This window comes from Streptococcus sp. HMSC076C09, assembly GCF_001837905.1.
GTDB classification, from domain to species: domain Bacteria; phylum Bacillota; class Bacilli; order Lactobacillales; family Streptococcaceae; genus Streptococcus; species Streptococcus parasanguinis_I.
Map to the genome: position 1 here is coordinate 103,305 of NZ_KV834651.1, position 17,945 is coordinate 121,249.

A 17,945-nucleotide genomic window follows, 5' to 3' on the forward strand; every position below is an offset into this window, starting at 1 on the left:
TTCCTCCAGCCTATAAATCTATTTATAGATTACTCTTAATTTTACTCACCTTTTTTGCGCAATTTGATTCCAGACAGTCCCATAAGCATCGCTCCTAAGCCAAGTAATACTAATCCACTTTGAGAACCAGTATTTGGTAACGAACGTTGAGGGTTATATCCGGTTACTGAACCTCGATAGTCATAGTGATCAGATTGAGAAGTAACCTTATTTTTAAGATCAAAAATTTTATGATCTTCATTTTGATTTCCAATTGATTTAGTTTCATTTGATAACTTCGTATATTGCGTCAGTTGTTTGTGAGCGTTTTGGTAAGCAAGCTGTACAGCTTCATATTGTGCAGTTGCATCCAATTGATCTTGTAGAAGTGATTTAAGTTTAGCTTCCTCTCTTGCTACATTTTTAAGTGCTAAACGATGCTCTTCAACTGCATTGTCATAAGCTTCTTTTGCTTTTTTCAAATATGCATCAGCATTTTCAAGACGATCCAAAAGTGTTTCTAAAGTGACTAAGTTAGTCTTTAATTTAGAAATTTCATCCTTAATTTGATTTTCTTTAGCTTTTAACTCTTCAACTTTATTCTGACGGTTTCTGAGTTCTGCTTCTTCTTTTAGTTGTTTTGCATTGTCGTATTTCTTCTGTGCAGCTGGAGTTTGATCAGAAACTGACATCAATTCTACCACTAGTTTTTGAGTTTGTTTCAGATTTTCATTTGCATTTTGATTTTCTACTTTTGCTTTTTCAAGATCAGATTTAGCTTTTACTTCTGCTGTTGTGGCATGGTCTAAATTATCTTTTGCATTTGCTAAAGCTTGGCGCTTGCTTTGAATATCAGCATTTAATTGATCGAGTGCATCTTGAGCCTTATTAAATTGGATTTGTGCTTCATTATAATTTTGCGTAGCGTTATCCAATTTAGTAGTAGCTGCAGGTGTTTGGTCAGGAGTAGCTTTCAAAGCATCTAATTTTTCTGTCGTTTCTTTGAGAGCTTTTGTACTTGAATCATTTTCTGATTTAGCTTTTTCCAAACGATTCTGTGCAGAATCATTTGCCGTATTTGCTGTAGTCTGCTTAGCTTTAGCAGCTGTTAATTCATCTTCCATTTTTGAAGTATCAAATGGAGTAGCTAGAGGTTTAGCAATCCCTTTATCATAGTAATCATCAACATTTACAAAATGATATTCTCCAGTTTGTTCATCCTTAACATATTCAAGATGAGCGTCCTGACCCTTAAATTCAATAAAGTGCATACGCCCAACGCCACTTGGTGTGAAACTATTTGCAGCTCCAATTGCCCGAATATTTGTAGGAGCTTTCTGCCCGATCATGAGTTTCATGTGTCCAAAATAAGCACGAACATCATTTGTCATAAAACTAATTACAGCATCATATACCTCGCGATACAATTGAGACATTGTTGCTTTACGAGTTTCTTTAGCTTCTGAATAATACGCACCATAACCCAGCAAAGTATTATCAAAACTCATGTTTTCTCCAGTCCATACGATGGAATCTAATCCATCTTTCGCTAGGGCAGTATCGCTGTGACTTGTGCTATATGGTTTATTTTCTTCGGCATAGGCTTTTGCAATGTTCTTGACACCCTGAACTGATTCTTCAGTGACAATATAATGGTGACTACCCCAAACTTGATCTTGAAGATTATTTGCAAGAAGTGCATAATATTGACTCAAAGCTTCAATCTGTTTATCTGTGAGATTATCCAAATCGACTTCTGAGTCATCGATAGGCAAAACAATATCCTTATTTGGCCAACCTTTGATAACAATATTTTGGTGTTCAGGGGAATATTCTGTTTCTGGAGTTCCAAAATCATATTTACTACCTGTGAACCATTTTTGAATAACGTCATTTAATGCATTTTTATTTGCATCTGAATCGTCAGCTAGGTAAGCTTTATAGGCGTCAATGACATCTTGAGGCAACTGAGGAATAGTAAGGTTCTTAATCGCAGAAATTTGTTTGTTGAGTGTCTCAACCGCTTGATCAGCCTTCTCTTTATTCTCTTTTGCTTCCTGAGCTGCTGATTTAGCACTCGCTAGCTCATTTGAAGTTTGATTTACTTTTGCCTTTTCTTGGTTTTTCTTAGTAGTTAAAGCTGAAATTTCCAAAGCTTTCTTAGCATCATTTTCTTTAGCTGTTTTGAGCTCTTCTTCTGCACTGATCTTACTATTTTGTTTATTTGCTAAATCATTTGCTTTGTTATCACGATTTGCGATTGTTTGGGCAAGTTGTGATTCAGAAGCATCAAGATTACTTTGTGCTGAAACCTTATTTTCTTTAGCTTTCTTTAGATTCTCTTGTGCTTGTTTTTGCTTTTCCTCAGCAGATGACAAATTTGCTGCCGTTTCTTGGCTTTTCTTTATTTGATCTGCTTCAACAGATTTTGCATTTTTTAGTGCAGTAGCTTTTTTATCATCCGCTTCTTTGGCACGATCAAGTTCTTGTTTGGCTGTATTTTCAGTTGCTGTTTTAGCATCTAAATTTTTCTTAGCAGCATCACGTTCTGCTACAATCTCTTCAACGCCGGTACCGTCTAAAACTTTCTGAGCAGTTTCTTTCTCTTTTTTAGCCTTCACTAATGCATTTGCTGCTTCTTCTGCAACCTTTTTAGCATCTGCTAATTGTTTGGCAGAAACTTGACTAGCACTAAGTTGCGTTTTTTCATCAGCAGAAGCTTTACTGAGTTCTTCGGCTTTATTTTTGTCTTCGTTGATGGCATTTTCCAAAGCCTCTTTCGCTGCTGATTCAGCTGATTCTTTTTCAGCTACATCACTTTTTGCTTTGTCTCTTTCAGCAATGATTTCCGATGCTCCAGTACCATCAAGATTTTTTTGTGCAGTTGCTACTGCTACCTCAGCTGACGAAACTTTCTTTTCTTGCTCTGAAATTTTTTCTTGATCGTTTTTAATAACCTCTGATTGCTGATTACGTTCTTTCTCAGCTTCTAGAACTTTATCAGATGCATCATTTAGTGATGTTTCCTTTTTCTCAATATCAGCTTTTACTTCTGATATTTCATTCTTGGTTTTTTCAATTTTTTCAGGCGTAGCTGATTCTTTATTTGCTTCAGCATTCTTTAAGTCTACATTTGCCTCGGAAACTTTTGATGCAGCGGTTGCTTCCGAATCCTTAGCGTTTACTAATGCACTTTCTTGATTTAAAACCGATTGATCCGCTTTTTCCTTGATCGTTCTTGCTTCTTCTACAACTTCCGCAGTTGGCGTTTTCGTTACAGTTGCAACTCCATTATGTACAAATACTCCGTCTACTTGTTTTATATTTGTAGTCGAAGGAGTCGTAGATTCAACACTTAATGTTGACTCATTCGGCTGAGTTTCAGTTACTTCATCCGCTTGTACAACAGAAATTCCCGCAAAAGCTGTAGCTATTGATACAGCAGATACAGTTGCTTTGATCGTTTTCTTTTTCATAATTCCCACCTTTATGATAGAGTATTGAGCAAATTATCACTATATAATTATAAACACCCGAATTATACTATATTTTAGCAACTTTGTAAAGATGTATCCAACCTTTTGAGAACTAGAACCTAACCTTATAAGGCTGTAAAATAGTCTTAAGAGGTGAGCAATGTCAGAATTACAAAAGTATATAAGCAAACGAATACGGATTTTGCGAACACAGTCAGGAATGACACAGGAACAACTAGAAGAAAAAGCAGATCTTGGTACCAATTATGCCTATAAGCTGGAAAATTTAGAACCCAATATAAAAATTAGTACGCTTGAGAAAATTATAGAAGCGTTAAATGTTGATCTACAAACTTTTTTCGATTTAACGCTTAAGGAAGAAAGTACTGAATTAGCACAGCTTATTGACACTATCAAATCTTTACCAGAGTACAAACAACATAAAGTCATTTCAGCTATTAATACAATAATTAACGAGACAAAATAAAAAAGAGTGGAAAAGGATAAGTATAAAAACGATTCCTTTCCCACTCTTTTTGTACGTAAAAATATGGCTATTAGCTATTGGAGCCTGCGATTCTTGGGTAACCAAACGTCATATCGAGCTTGTCTTCCTCGTAATTCTTGATCAATTCCCAGAAATCTGCAACTGATAATGCTGCGACTGACTCATGCCAATTGAATCTAAATAACAAATCTAAGAGAAATTTAATTACTTGATGAACTTTGGCTGTCCGTTCTACAGTATCAAATGTAATCAAAATTTTCTCACACAATGGATCAATCAATTCAATTTCAATATTATCATTTACAAAATTGAATGATACTTCTTGATCTTGATCATTCAAGATTGAGATATACTGATCCTCTTCAAATGTTGAATAAAACATTCTAATATTGACTTCTTCATTGTGATTAATTAACTCTGTAAGATATTGTTGAGTTAAATTAATCACATGTTGTTTGTAAATCTTCATAAATTTTACCTCTAATTATTATTTTTTTAAGATTTATTTCCTTTGTTTTACGGTGGTCTTACTCTCTTTAATATTATTATTAAATGATTTGGCTTGATCATCTGCTACCTCCTTTTTTGAGAAATAAAAAAAGACAGTTCACCACTGCCTTTTTTTATCTTCATTATTATTATGCCATTTTTTTGTAAAAGTAAAGATAGAATTTTTCAAAAAAGGTACTGACTCCAAAAGTTTAATTTTTACCGCCTAGTTTTTGGGTTGCAGTTCATAATCTGATGGAGGTTTTACAATATTTTTTATCTATCAAGAATAACTTTATATTTCCTCTGTGTCTTCGGAACCACACCAACGGCATTTTTGAAAATTATCTGTTTCATCAACATCATAGCTATAGTATCCTAAGCAATCATTACAGTAACGATCAATTTCCATATTATTATCCTCCGTCTTCAATTTTAGATTTATATTTAACTAATGGCAGTTATATAATAAATAACATCTTTGCGTTCAACTACAACATTACATTCTACTCTCTCTTTTCTTAGTTTATCCAATAACTTTTGATTTGGATTTATAGCCGTAGGATGCCCAGTCATTTGAAGCATTGTAAAGTCACCTGTTGTATCTCCATAAGAATAAGAATTCTCTAAATCAAAAGGTAACCCTTCTAAAATTTTCTTCTTAGACTCTGAATCCCACATAGGAACTACTTCACCACTATACTTATTTCCATCATTTAAGTATTGGGATGCAAACCATAAATCAGCACCCAATTTCTCCGCCATTTTTGCTACTAGAAAATCAGGAGAACCAGAAATAAAGATAATCTTATGTCCTTGTTTTTTATGCCATTTAATACGATCACGAGTAAAACGATAAAGTTTTTTACTTTCTTTTTCAATCACTTTTTTGGCTACAAACTCAACATCAAGAATTTCTTTATTTGAGATATATTTTGTATACAGTTTAGATGCTGTATACAGATAATCATCATAATCTAATTCTCGATTTTGCCAAGCATTTTTATGAGGTTTCAATTCCATCTCTACTGATATTGGAAAAACATCATAAGCAATACACTTCTCCATATGGTGGAGAAGAAGAGAGTCTCTAAAAATCGTCCCATCAATATCAAAAATTGCAGCAATCTCTTGATTCATGTATTCTCCTAAATTTCTAAAAACCATATAAATTTTAATTATTTGATTGTACTTTTACATTTTCTTTCAACAATTGGAAATCTACAAATTGTCCCAATCGACAATAATCACAATCTTCTTTACCACAACCACCAGTAAAATCAGCTACATTCACTTTGTCCCAGAATTCTTGAATCTGAGTCAGAACCAAATCCATATCTTCTTTTGCAACATTCACAGTATGGATTGAGTAGCCTTCTTTTTCATTATCGTCATCTAGGAAAATATACTGAGTTTCAATTCGTTTACCAGTCGTATCTATTTCAGAAGAATTCTCTAATAAAATATTATAGAAGACTGCTTGACGCCAATAATCACGTCCAACTGCGAGTTCTTCAACACCTCTCTGAGCAGAACCCGTCTTATAATCTACTACTCGAATAAGATCATTGTCAAATTCTAACTTATCAATAATTCCATTAATTAAGTGCTTATCACCTAATTTGAAACGAAGTTCTTTCTCTAAGCAGACATTCTTCCCTTTTAAACTATCAGGAATATAATGTTCAAAAAGGTTGGTTAGTAAGTGATGTCCATATTCTTTTAATTCTTCTACGGACATTATATCGATGATTTCCTCTTGATGTAAGTGCAATGAATTATCGTAGTATTCAATTGCTTCCTCCAATTGTAAATCTTCTTTATAAATTTGTTCCATAGTTTCGTGAATTGCAGTACCAAACACGGGACCAGTTGGGGCATGTTTAGCTGTTGCTTTTGCAGACTTTTCTTTTGATCCCGCTGATAATCCAGCTGGTTGAGATAACTGTAAAATATCATCAAAATAGATACTTTTCGGACAGCCTAAAAAATGATTTAACTTGCTAACACTTAGACTCTTATAGTTGGTTCGTACTTGTTGATAGGTCGCAACCTCTAAGGCTACGGTATTATCAAATTTAGGAGCTACGTTAGCTAATGCTTGGAGGCAGTAGTCGCAAGCAAAATTATCTCCATCTTTTTTCACCAATCCACAGCCACAATTGAAATCGCCTTGTTTTAGCCTCGTAACAGCATCTTTAATTTGACTGAGTACTACATCTACTTCCTTTTGAGTGATTCGTATATCATTGGTTTCAGAGAAACCATCCTCATTAGTTGAATTCTCAACAAAAACATATTTAACCAATATTTCTTTATCAGAAATATCGATACCAGCATTTGAAACGAGGATATAATAGAATACAGCCTGGCGCCAGTAATCACCACCGAGAGGTTCTTTTTCACTCGGAGGTACTAATTTCTTTCTAGCATTTTCAGCATTTCCTGTTTTATAGTCAATTAGACGCACTATATTACCTTCGCACTCAATTTTATCAATTTTTCCATTTAACTCAATATCAGATACTTCTGATAGATTAACTTTGGTGTTCAAAATATTACCTAGCTTAATTCCTTTGATATGCTGCTCGACTGCAATTACGCCATCTTTTAGGTAGCCATCTTTCTTGTATAGATTTTTAATAATATTTCTTCCTCTAACATAAGCATCCTTCTTTATTCTATCTGAAGATATTTGATAAGATTTTTCTTCAAAGATTGTCTCAAATAATTGTAAAGCTTCTTCTAAAGGAAGAACTGTTTTTACTGTTAGTTCTGAACTTTGCGAATCATCCATAGAAATATATATTTTTTCTAATACTTCGTGAATGATGCTACCAAATACCATAGCTTCGTTTGTTTCAGATGGTAATTTTAATCCCTTATTGAAATAAAAACTCAAAGGACATTTAAGAAAAGCATTTAATGTACTAACACTTAAACTTAATTCACCTAAAATTTCACTCAGAATATCGTCAGAAAACTTTGGTATTACTATTTCGTCTATAGACTGACATTCCTCGAAAGATTCTGTCACTTCCGGTGGATCAATAAAATTCTCAAATTCATTAATAAAGTGGGTTTTAGCCGAATCATCAGAATAGGAGAGATGGAGAACCTTCTTTGCTCGAGTCATTGCAACATAAAATAGGCGACGATTCTCCTCTTCTTTTAGTTGAGATTCATTCTCAACTTTTCCATTTAAACTTGGTGGATAAGAGAATCTACCCGAATTATTTTCACCTCCTGGCCATTTTCCACCTTTATTTCCATCATTACATTTCATCATAAATACATGTTCAAACTCTAGACCTTTAGAACCATGAGCTGTCATTAATTGAACACAGTTACTTGGAGAACCCGAAATTTCTTCAATTGGTAGACTAATCTTCATTTCTTGTAAGGACGATAATTGATTCAAAAATCCTTTTACAGTCAATTTAGGGTGGAGCAGACATTCTGTTGACATTAACTTATAAAGTTCATTTAGAACTGAAACCAAATGATATTTTTCTTTTGATTTCATAATATATTCGTCAATTCCTAGAGTTTTCAATATATCACCTAGGACATACATAGGAGATAAGTAATTCTCTGATCTACTAACTTTCTTTCGAATCATTTCTAGTTTTTTATCAATTTCTGCTATGGAAGGAATAGAAATTTTTTCATCCTTCCTGAGATTCCGTATTTTTGCGATTTCTGAGAGTTCCACCTCAAAAAAATCAAAATATACGATATTGCGAAGTGCTCTGATATCTCTTGATGGTTGACAAAGATATTTTAAAATAGCTATTATTTTTTTGAAGATAGGTTCTTTGAATAAATCCTGATTTTCTTTCATTTGAACGAAAATACCATTATCACGAAGAATCTTCGCAAACTCTTCTCCATAGGAATTTCTTCCATAGATGACTCCAATTTCCTGAGGAGATACACCCGACTGAATCAACTCTTTAATCTCACTCAGTACACCAAACATTTCATCTTTTGCATTTGGATACGATTTCAAGATTGGCAATTGATAATCATAATCTTTATTATCGCCAGCTGCAACAAGAACTTTTTCTACTCTTGGATTATGACTGATTAGTTGTCTTGAAGCATCAATAATAGCCTGAGAAGAACGATAATTCTCCTCAAGAACTATTTTCGTAGGTCGATACTTTTTATTAAAATCTCGAATATTATTTGCACTTACTCCTTGAAAACGATAAATACTTTGATCATCGTCTCCAACAACAAAAATATTTGGATTCTTTTTCCCTTTTACTAACAAATCTACGAGTTCATTCTGAACAACTGAAGTATCCTGAAATTCATCTACAAACAAATATTTTATATCATCAGAGACATTTCTTTGGAAAGTATCTTCTTCCTTCAACTTTTCAATGGTCCATAGAATCATATCATCAAAGTCAAAATAATTATGGTCACTAATGTCATTGCTGTATTTTTCAATAATTTCAACTCCAGCAAGTAACTTTTTCATGTTTTCTTGTAATTTTTTTAATGGTTCTTCTTTATAATCTCCAGCTTTCTTATCTTTATATTTTCTAGCATACTTGAATTTACTATACAACTCATCTCCAGGTATAGATAAATCAATCATTTTAAAGTATTCATCTATCTCTTTTTCGAAGTCATCCTTATTTAGATTCTCACGTTTCATTCTTGTAAAGAGTTCTAATAGCTGTTCTTTAGAAGAATAACGATTCCCAGAATTTTTATATAAAGGACTCTCTTCCGTAACATGCTCATCTATAATATCTTTGAGAATTTCATACTTAGCTGCAGTAGTAATTACTTTAGGCTCTTCACCAAATAAATCAGAGTTTTCTAGTATCAATTCGCTACAAAAAGAGTGGATAGTCGATACTCTAACGTTGCGTCCTTCTTCACCAATCAATCCTTCCAAACGATCCAACATTTCAGATGCACCTGCCTCTGTATATGTTAAACAGACAATCTCTTCTGGATTTGTATGATAATTTGTCAAAATATTGGCAACTCGACGAGAAAGAATCTGAGTTTTACCTGTACCAGGGCCAGCAATAACCATCACAGGCCCTTCTACAGTATCAACTGCTCTTTTTTGTTGTGAATTCAACTTTTGATATTCTTGTTCATATATATCCTTAAAATTCTTCATTACCATTTTCTTCTCCTTACTTACTAATCATCGCTTTTAAAATAATTATAACATAGTAATAAATCTATTTGTATTCGTTTACAAATAGAAAGACTATTACATTTTAAAATCACTTCTCCTTGTTTCAATGACTCTTATTGCAGATTTTATAGCATGAAATTCATCAATCAAGTTTCCAATAAGATTGTAATTTTGCCTAGTCAGTCTTCCAGACATTACTTTTTGAGAGATTTCTTGGAATTTATACAAATGACTCTCTACACTTAGCAACATTTCCTTTGCATCCTTTAGGTAATACTTTCTTGCTAAATTTCCAACTTCTTCCTTAAATGAGTCAACATTATACTCATGAATGGTAACCTTATTTCCCTCCATAAGGATATCATTTGCTTCATAACAAGTAATAAATTTTTGTTCAATTGTATTACATACAAAGATGACACCATAATCTGAAATGTACTTTTTAGCTTCTGGTTGTTGTAAAACGGACGAATCATAAACTGTTAAACTGCCAATTTGTCGCCCCACCCATTTAGGAAGTAAATCCGTACTCACCTGGAATCGTTCCTGAGCTCTTTGAACAAAATGCTCCGTCCATGTATACTGTGGTGCATAAGAAAGTCCCATACTCATTCTCCTTCCATTTATTTTTGACTTAAAACTTCAAAAACTAATTCAACCCCATCAGAATCTACAATCACCTTATCTCCCTTATTAAGACGATTATTGATAATTAACTCTGACAGAGGAGTTTCAATCAGTTTAGTAATACCTCTCCGAATTGGCCTAGCACCGTTCTCAGGATCGTAATTTTTTGTAGCAAGCAATTCTACTGCTTTTTCTGTACATTCAAGTTCATATCCACTTTCCTTAATAATCTCTACTTCTTTTTCAAGTAACAATCTTGTAATTCGAAGAATTGTTGATTCCGAAAAAGGTTTAAAGGTCACAATTTCATCAATACGATTTAAAAGTTCTGGACGGAAAAAATTATGGACTGCTTCCATCGTTTGTTCCCGAATAATCTGTTCACAAATTTCATTCGTTTCAACCATTGTGAATCCAACTCGTTTATCCTTTTTAATTGCATTTAAACCTAAGTTAGAGGTTAAAATAATGATCGTATTTGTAAAATCAACTTTTTGTCCCATACCGTCCGTTAGAATACCGTCATCAAAAACTTGTAACATCAAATCATAGACTTTAGGGTGAGCTTTTTCAATTTCATCAAGTAGCACAACTGATTTTGGATTACTTTTAACAGCATTTGTTAAAATTCCACCTTTACCAAATCCAGCATAACCTGGGGGAGCGCCTATTAATTTTGAGACTTCATGTTCTTGTTGATATTCTGACATGTCTAGTCGAATGAGGTCATCTACAGATCCGGTTAATTCCTCAGACAAGACTTTTGCTGTTTCTGTCTTACCAACACCGCTAGTACCTAGAAATAAAAAGACTCCAATCGGTCTTTTAGGATTTCTAAACCCTGTTTTAGAACGAATAACAGCTTCCGCTATAGAATTTGTAGCATCTGATTGGTCAATAACTTTCTCAGCCAAAATATTTTTTAAATTAGAAAGACGGAGCAACTCTTGATTATCTGCGTCTTTTCCAACCTTCATATCTTGATTTTTGACCTTAAGATTAGTTTTATGTTCCACAGCCTTTTTTATATCATCTTTTGTAATTTTAAGATCATAGTGAGTAGAAGTTAAATTATTACGTGCTCCCTGAAATTCACTTAGTTTAAGATTAAGTTTTCTTCGTATTTCTTCAACAGCCACCTCGTTGTATTCAATTCCTTGTGCAATTTCCAACTCTTTCTTTAATTCGTCAACTTCATTTTGATAGTCTCTAATTAGAGTAACTTCTTGATTCGCTTCAATACGAACCAGGGCTCCAGCGTTATCGATGATTGTAAATGCAGAATCTGGAAGTTTTTCCCTTTTGAGATACTTTTTAGCTAATTTAACTGCTAACTCAATTGTGTCATTCTCAAAATTTGCATGATGAAAATTTTCATAAGCTGGTGCTATCGTCTCAACAATTTTAATCGTATCTTCGATACTTGGTTCCTCTACAATTACTTTTTCAAAGCGTCGTACGAAAGCTGTATCACCTGAAACATATGCACTCCATTCCATAGGGGTTGTTGCTCCAATAATTCGGAAATCACCACGTGCCATTAAAGGTTTTAACAAATCTGTTAGGTATTTTGCTCTTCCTAGCATATGAACTTCATCAATAAATAAGATAACGTCTTTTTTCCGTTTCATCTCTTCTATGAATCTTTTAATACACTCGCTTGAAAATACTCCAAATGTTGCACTTAAGTCATTTAAACTAAACTGAAGTATTTTCTTACCCTTTAGAGACAAAACTTCATCTCTAGCAATACGCATCGCAATTCCATCAACTATGGCAGACTTTCCTACACCACCATCACCTAATAAAACAACATTATTTTTATCTCTACGTGTGAGAGCAATCTCTACCTTTCGAATTTCATCATCACGTCCAACAACCTCCATTAGCTCCCCATTTCGGGCTTTTAAAGTTATATCTGTTGCTATATCATTTAATATAGAATAGTCTGGATTTGATAATTTGGAGGAGATATGTGCTGCTCTTCTTTCTTTACTAGCTCTCTCTCTTTCAGCCTTCCCATCAGATAAATCTCGAAATCGAAACCATGAATTCGTAAAGACATCTAATAGGCCATCTTCTGAATAACTACTTCTACCAGTCGACAAATATTGTTTGTAAATCAGTTGATGCGCATTAGTTTCCTGCTCTTGAGAAATTCCTGATAAAAGCCAATAAGAATCGATTACACCATCAGGAGTATTCTGTAGGCGCATCTCTTCAGCAAAATCAAAAATCAACTTCAAATATTCAGAAATCGGAAATTCATCACACTCAGAAAGATAATACGTAGAAGAAGGCTCTTGAATAATTTCTACAGGTGATGAAGTAATCCATTCATGCATCACTCTCCTTTTAGAAATATCTTTTAACTCGTCGGTTTCAAGAATACAACGTTGTTCACTTCCAATAAATTTTCCTTTAGAATACTCTTTTAACAACTTACTTTTTGTCAAAGAGTAATATCCTAAAGCATAACCCATCCCCGTATCGCAAATGTCTAATATACAAAATAGAATATCCTGTGTTTCGATCACCTTATAGTCTTTTTTTATAATCCGATGATTTAATTGTTCCAACGCAAGTTTTAATTGCCTACTGACTTTGTATTTAACAATATTTTTTTCTAGCATGAACTTTCTCCTTTTACAATTTTATTAAGCACCTTTTTGGCATCTTCGTTCAAATACAATACCTCTGAATATTCATCAAATCCAGAGGACCAAGCAAGGAATTTACCTTCTACCAATTTTTTTAGATCTGACAAAGATAATGAGATCATCTGTCCACCGTAAAAATTACAGTGATAATCTGATACTTCTTTAAAAGTCTCTAACCATTTAATTTCGAAATCCTCTTCAATTCTTTTGCTCCCCATTTCTTAACCTCCTTTATAATTCGTAACTTAATTATAAAAAAAGACATGGACAAAATATGTCCATGTCTTTCTATTTTTTATAATTTTTTAATATTTTTTCTAAGGAATTTTGTATACTATCAGCTAAACTTTGAGGATATAATACTGTGATTTCATCTTCTTGTCCCAAAATCCACCTCTTAAGTCCTGGTGTATCTTGGGTTTCAATTTGGATGATCATATTTCCTTTCTCTTCTGAAAGAATTTCATGGTTTGGGAATTGATCCAAAACAATTTCTGGAATCCCTGTGTACCGCAATCTTACTTTAATCTTTCTTCCCTCGAAAGCGTCCACCTTTTGATTTCGTACATCCCCATCACGATATTTCCGCCCATAAGAAATCCCTGGTTTCTTTACATGAGATTCACTAAGGCTCTCAATTCTATCAACTCGAAACGTTGTATAATTCTCGTGTTTCAAATGGTAGGCAACCAGATAAAAATAGTGGGCATCATAATAGAGAGAAACAGGAAAAATAATATGGCTTTTGGCATCTTTTAACGGGGCTTTATATTCTATTTCGAGCATTCGTTCCCTACGAATAGCTTCCGATAAGTTCCAAATCGTGTCAATTCTGTCCCTATCATTAGTCAATGACTTATAGTTTAGAAGCTCGCTACTAATAATAGCATTTACCTCTTTTTTTTCGTTAATTGAGAGTAAAGCTAGAAGGCCTTCGAGTAATGAATATAGTTCTGATTTGTTTAGTGCACGATTTTCTAAAAGAATTTTTGAGATTACCAAAATATCCTTTTTATTAAAGATTGTTTTGCCAATCAAACGGTAAGTATTGTCTAAAGAATCGAATACAATCTCTAAGCCTAAATGAGAATTTTCTTCGAGTATTTCCCTAAGAAAAGCTATATCCCGTTGAATCGATTTAGGATCAACACCAAACTCCTCCTTTAATTGAGCTTTTGATAATCTCTTTCCAGCGTGTAACCGAAGAAAGATTGTTAGTATTCGTTCCTTTCCTTGTGTCTTTGTCATATAAGTCATCCCATTAGTCTTTTTGCTCTTTTTCAGTATCACCTTTAGTAATCAAGTCCAAAATTTCTGTAAAGGCTAACTCCTTCTGCTTTTCGTATTTATCTTTTAAAACCTTATAGTCATGAACTGAGATTACATTACCAGAGGTTATTCCTCCACCCTGTGTACTTAACTGACAGTAAAAGAAAATTTCTTCTAGCTTTTCTAAAAAGTCGTCGGTATTAAAATCATTACTCTTATTTTCTTTCACTTCAGACAATATTTTTTCCCAAGCACTATCATATTTACGAAAAATTATAACTGGTTTTTCTGGTTCTTTTGCTTCATTTAGATCTTCCAGGTATTTATAAATTCTTCTCAATATAATGTAAACACCTAGACGAGATAAATCTGAATAACGAAGAATTGTATCTCCAATCCCTTTCTTATCTAAATTTGGTTCAGAAGAAGAGAATGGATATATCTCAACATTGCATATCTTTTCAGAAATTTTAAAAGCTTTCTCACGTTCCGCTTTAGCCTTCTCCTTATATTCGGATTTAATATTATACTTACTCAAATTTCCACCATTTATATCTAATAATTGGGCATAATATTGTGCAATATAATAGTATTTTTCAGACAGTACTGGTTTTTTACTATTCTTATTTTTTTTGAGTATATACTCTTCTTCAAAAAATTCCTTATTTTCTTTAAAAAACATATTCTCCAATTCACGTCTTAAAGGAGTTTCATCTTTACTATTACTATAAATAATTTTTTCAATTGAATCGGGAGTAAAATCATTTAAATTATATCGTTCTTTTATAATTTTTTGACTTGTTTCATTCTTCCAAGTTTCATCCCTAAGTTCCGCAGTGTATTTATAATAATCATCTATAGTTTGCTTACCAAGCATCTGTTTTTCTGCCCATGTATCCATATCCGAATCCTCAACATAACCTCGAGGATTTTCCATACAATAGAAGAGCACTGCATTGTCAATATCTCCATGAAAATGAGTTGGGATTTGATAACGCATATTCGTATATTTCTTTTTATTTTCTTTTATTTCTTTTTTAAACTTTTCATCTGCATCTTTTTTCCATCTTTTATCAATATCTTCATCTAAAATATCCAACCAAGAAAAATCTTTCTTAGAATCAGAGTTATTAATGTTATCTACAAATTTTTTAATTATTTTACCTTCGTCTTTCTGCCAAGGGTTAAATATCCTTAAAAATTCATCTTTATCTTTTAATACTTTATCTAAAATATCTACAGATTCATCTTTTTCTATTAATGCATTTTCAAAGAGATTTTTTATAATATCTTTGAGATTTTTTAGTTCATCATTATTTTTATTTAGAATCTCTGCTGTATTATTTATTATTTTTTTTGACATTGAGTTAATCCTCATTATATTCTATAATATTATTTCTTTAACTCTATTATAACACTAACTGTAGACAAATTATGTCCACGTTTAAAAATTTTATAGAAGAAAATATTAAAAAAGCTATTTGCTATATTATATATTACCCTAAACGAACTATTGAATTCACAAGATAGAAATATAGAATGCATGAAATATACCATCTAAAATCTAATATTGAATGTCTAGAATATGTAATGAAAAATGAAAAAACCTTTCCACCTATGTATGCACTGACCCCAAAAGTTAAATTTTTACTGTCTATCTTTTGGGTCGCCGTTCAATACGAGTGGGTTTTTCTTTTTTTTATTTTTATAAAAAAATGGCATACTATTATTGTAAATTAAATTGAGCAAGTAGAGCCATTAGACATATGGTGAGAAAGTTTGTTACTGGGCACGGTTAACGTACTTATTTCTCATATGCTAGTCATTGCAAAGGAAAAAACTAAGAAAAAAAGAAAGAAAATCTAAATGGTTATTCTCTACTGAATAACATGAAGTAAAGAATAACCATTTAGTAGATAAAAAAGTAAAGAAAAAACGTGTTTAAGGTAAAATAAAAAAGGTAAAAAAGAAAGTAAAAACTAAGAAAATAACTAGTTTAGCAAAGTAAATAAATAATGTAATTAAAAAAAGTAAAATAGAAAAGTTTTATAAGCTCGAACAAGCAATGACATCTTTATGATCCTTCCAAACATAGACCACGGTGAGTACTGAAAATCTATCGCAAACATTAAACTTTAAGAGTTAGCCTCGATGGGAAGTATCAAAAGCATACCCAGCTTTTAAAAAAGGGTGGGAGGCAGTTTACCAATAATATGTAATTATTTTAGAAAGGAATGTATAATGCCAAGAAAAAGAAATTCCCTCAAGCACGATTTATTTATTGAAGCTTCAAAAAATATCACAAACAATCGAACGAGGACAAGCTATAAAAGAGCAATTACTCGCTTCACAAAGTGGGCTAAAGAACACAATATTAAGAAAAAATCAGATATTACTGAAGAAGTAATTCAACTATACCAACTAGATCTAAATGATGATCCAAAACAATACTCTGTTGCTACGATCCATACTTATTTAGCACCTATTTGCAAAGCAGTTGATATCAACATGAATCGCATTAGAAAAGACAAGCGTTCCAGTGACAAAATTATCCGAGGTCGTGTAAAATCAAAAAACTCACAAGGTAAACATCAAGAAACAGACTCTCGCTTCTCTCGGCTGGTTAATTTTCAGCGGGCAGTTGGGATTCGTAGATCCGAATTAAAAAAATTAAAAGGAAAAGATATTCGAAAAGATAATAATGGAAATTACTATGTTTTAGTTCAGCGTGGGAAGGGAGGAAAATTTCAACCTCAACTTATTCTTCCTCAAGATGTTCCAGTAGTCCTCGATACCTTTAAAAATAAACAAGAGGATGATTATATCTTTACAGATGTAGAAATGAATAATCTAATCAATCTACATGGGATGCGAGCTCAACATGCAAGAAAGTGTTATTACTTCTACTTGAAGAAACTCCAAGACAATCCTAAATTCAAGCTGAATTTAAAAAATTTTTTAATAGAACGTTGGGAAGTTGGCCACCAAAATTTAAGAAATAAATCATTAAAGAAATTTGAGAAACAAAAGAAAAACTTCATTAATGAACTAAGAGATGAACCTTATAAAATTCGTGGATCGAACTATAAAAAAGCCTTAAATTCAGCCCTGCCTACAAAATATAATCGTTTAGCTTTGATGGCGGTCTCGGTCTTCCATCTTTCCCACTGGCGTCTATCCGTTACAGTGACCAACTATATTCTTTAAAGTATCTCATTTTCGACTAAAAAATGAAGAAAAAATACAGAAAAAAACAGTTTTTCTGCGTTTTTATGGCATACTCAAAATATAGGCTGTTGTATAGCTAACAGTTTTAACACATTTTTCTGACATACTATAAATTTAAAAGGAGTAAAAGAATGTCAATTAAAAATCATTTGCAACGAGAATTCAAAGGTTCAAATTTTGAAATTCGTGAAAAACTAATAACCGATACTTACTTCACTAGCTTTTTAGACTACGTGAGTTTCCCTGAATCAATCTCAAAATTAATTGAAGAAGGCTATGCTGATAGAAGAAATCAACTAGATGAATACATTGATTTTGCACTTCATCATAATTTAATTACTTTTCAAAATAATATTATCCAAGCTACTGATCTTGGTTTAGCTTGGGTCTGGTGGGCATATGCACCAGTTGAAGGCAATGATTGGATTTAGGTTAAAATAGCACTATAATTTCTGCATATCATAAAACTAACAAAAGAATTATAGTGTCTATTTTGTTGTAGAAAAAAATCCCCGCCAAGATCTAACTTGGCGGGG

General features: G+C 32.7%; 12 protein-coding genes. 3 read left to right on the forward strand and 9 right to left on the reverse strand.

The window, feature by feature from the left end; translation table 11 throughout:
* Window positions 1–41 precede the first annotated feature (41 nt).
* Window positions 42–3,455: an SEC10/PgrA surface exclusion domain-containing protein gene (locus tag HMPREF2704_RS09415; protein ID WP_070846426.1), complete on the reverse strand. Its 3,414-nt coding sequence runs from the start codon at window positions 3,453–3,455 to the stop codon at window positions 42–44.
* Between the two features lie 160 nt (window positions 3,456–3,615).
* Between HMPREF2704_RS09415 and HMPREF2704_RS09420 the strand changes: the two genes are divergently transcribed.
* Window positions 3,616–3,942, forward strand: coding sequence for a helix-turn-helix domain-containing protein (locus tag HMPREF2704_RS09420; protein ID WP_070846428.1), 327 nt, complete (start codon window positions 3,616–3,618; stop codon window positions 3,940–3,942).
* 70 nt (window positions 3,943–4,012) lie between these two features.
* Here HMPREF2704_RS09420 and HMPREF2704_RS09425 read toward each other — a convergent pair whose 3' ends face one another.
* The 8 genes from HMPREF2704_RS09425 to HMPREF2704_RS09460 form a co-directional block, all read right to left on the reverse strand.
* Window positions 4,013–4,345, reverse strand: a complete 333-nt coding sequence (locus tag HMPREF2704_RS09425) for a hypothetical protein (RefSeq protein ID WP_256318990.1) — start codon at window positions 4,343–4,345, stop codon at window positions 4,013–4,015.
* Window positions 4,346–4,899: 554 nt separating this feature from the next.
* Window positions 4,900–5,592, reverse strand: a complete 693-nt coding sequence (locus tag HMPREF2704_RS09430) for an HAD family hydrolase (protein ID WP_070846432.1) — start codon at window positions 5,590–5,592, stop codon at window positions 4,900–4,902.
* A 34-nt stretch (window positions 5,593–5,626) separates the two neighbouring features.
* Complete coding sequence (locus tag HMPREF2704_RS09435) at window positions 5,627–9,610, reverse strand: ATP-dependent helicase (protein ID WP_070846434.1); 3,984 nt, start codon at window positions 9,608–9,610, stop codon at window positions 5,627–5,629.
* Between the two features lie 90 nt (window positions 9,611–9,700).
* Entirely contained in the window at window positions 9,701–10,231 is a 531-nt protein-coding gene (locus HMPREF2704_RS09440) for a hypothetical protein (protein WP_070846436.1), read from the reverse strand.
* A 17-nt stretch (window positions 10,232–10,248) separates the two neighbouring features.
* Window positions 10,249–12,885, reverse strand: coding sequence for an AAA family ATPase (locus HMPREF2704_RS09445; protein ID WP_070846438.1), 2,637 nt, complete (start codon window positions 12,883–12,885; stop codon window positions 10,249–10,251).
* The gene (locus tag HMPREF2704_RS09450; RefSeq protein ID WP_070846440.1) at window positions 12,879–13,130 is read right to left on the reverse strand and encodes a hypothetical protein; all 252 of its coding nucleotides are present in this window, start codon (window positions 13,128–13,130) and stop codon (window positions 12,879–12,881) included. Before HMPREF2704_RS09450 ends, HMPREF2704_RS09445 begins: the two co-directional genes overlap by 7 nt.
* 70 nt (window positions 13,131–13,200) lie before the next feature.
* The gene (locus HMPREF2704_RS09455) at window positions 13,201–14,160 is read right to left on the reverse strand and encodes a helix-turn-helix transcriptional regulator (RefSeq protein WP_070846442.1); all 960 of its coding nucleotides are present in this window, start codon (window positions 14,158–14,160) and stop codon (window positions 13,201–13,203) included.
* Between the two features lie 13 nt (window positions 14,161–14,173).
* Window positions 14,174–15,544, reverse strand: a complete 1,371-nt coding sequence (locus HMPREF2704_RS09460; protein ID WP_070846445.1) for a hypothetical protein — start codon at window positions 15,542–15,544, stop codon at window positions 14,174–14,176.
* An 878-nt stretch (window positions 15,545–16,422) separates the two neighbouring features.
* Between HMPREF2704_RS09460 and HMPREF2704_RS09470 the strand changes: the two genes are divergently transcribed.
* Both HMPREF2704_RS09470 and HMPREF2704_RS09475 read left to right on the forward strand, forming a co-directional pair.
* Window positions 16,423–17,388 carry a phage integrase N-terminal SAM-like domain-containing protein gene (locus HMPREF2704_RS09470; protein ID WP_070846448.1) on the forward strand — a complete coding sequence of 322 codons (966 nt, stop codon included), beginning with the start codon at window positions 16,423–16,425 and terminating at the stop codon, window positions 17,386–17,388.
* A 152-nt stretch (window positions 17,389–17,540) separates the two neighbouring features.
* On the forward strand, window positions 17,541–17,840 hold the full coding sequence (locus HMPREF2704_RS09475) for a hypothetical protein (RefSeq protein ID WP_021153279.1): 300 nt from the start codon (window positions 17,541–17,543) through the stop codon (window positions 17,838–17,840).
* Window positions 17,841–17,945 lie beyond the last annotated feature (105 nt).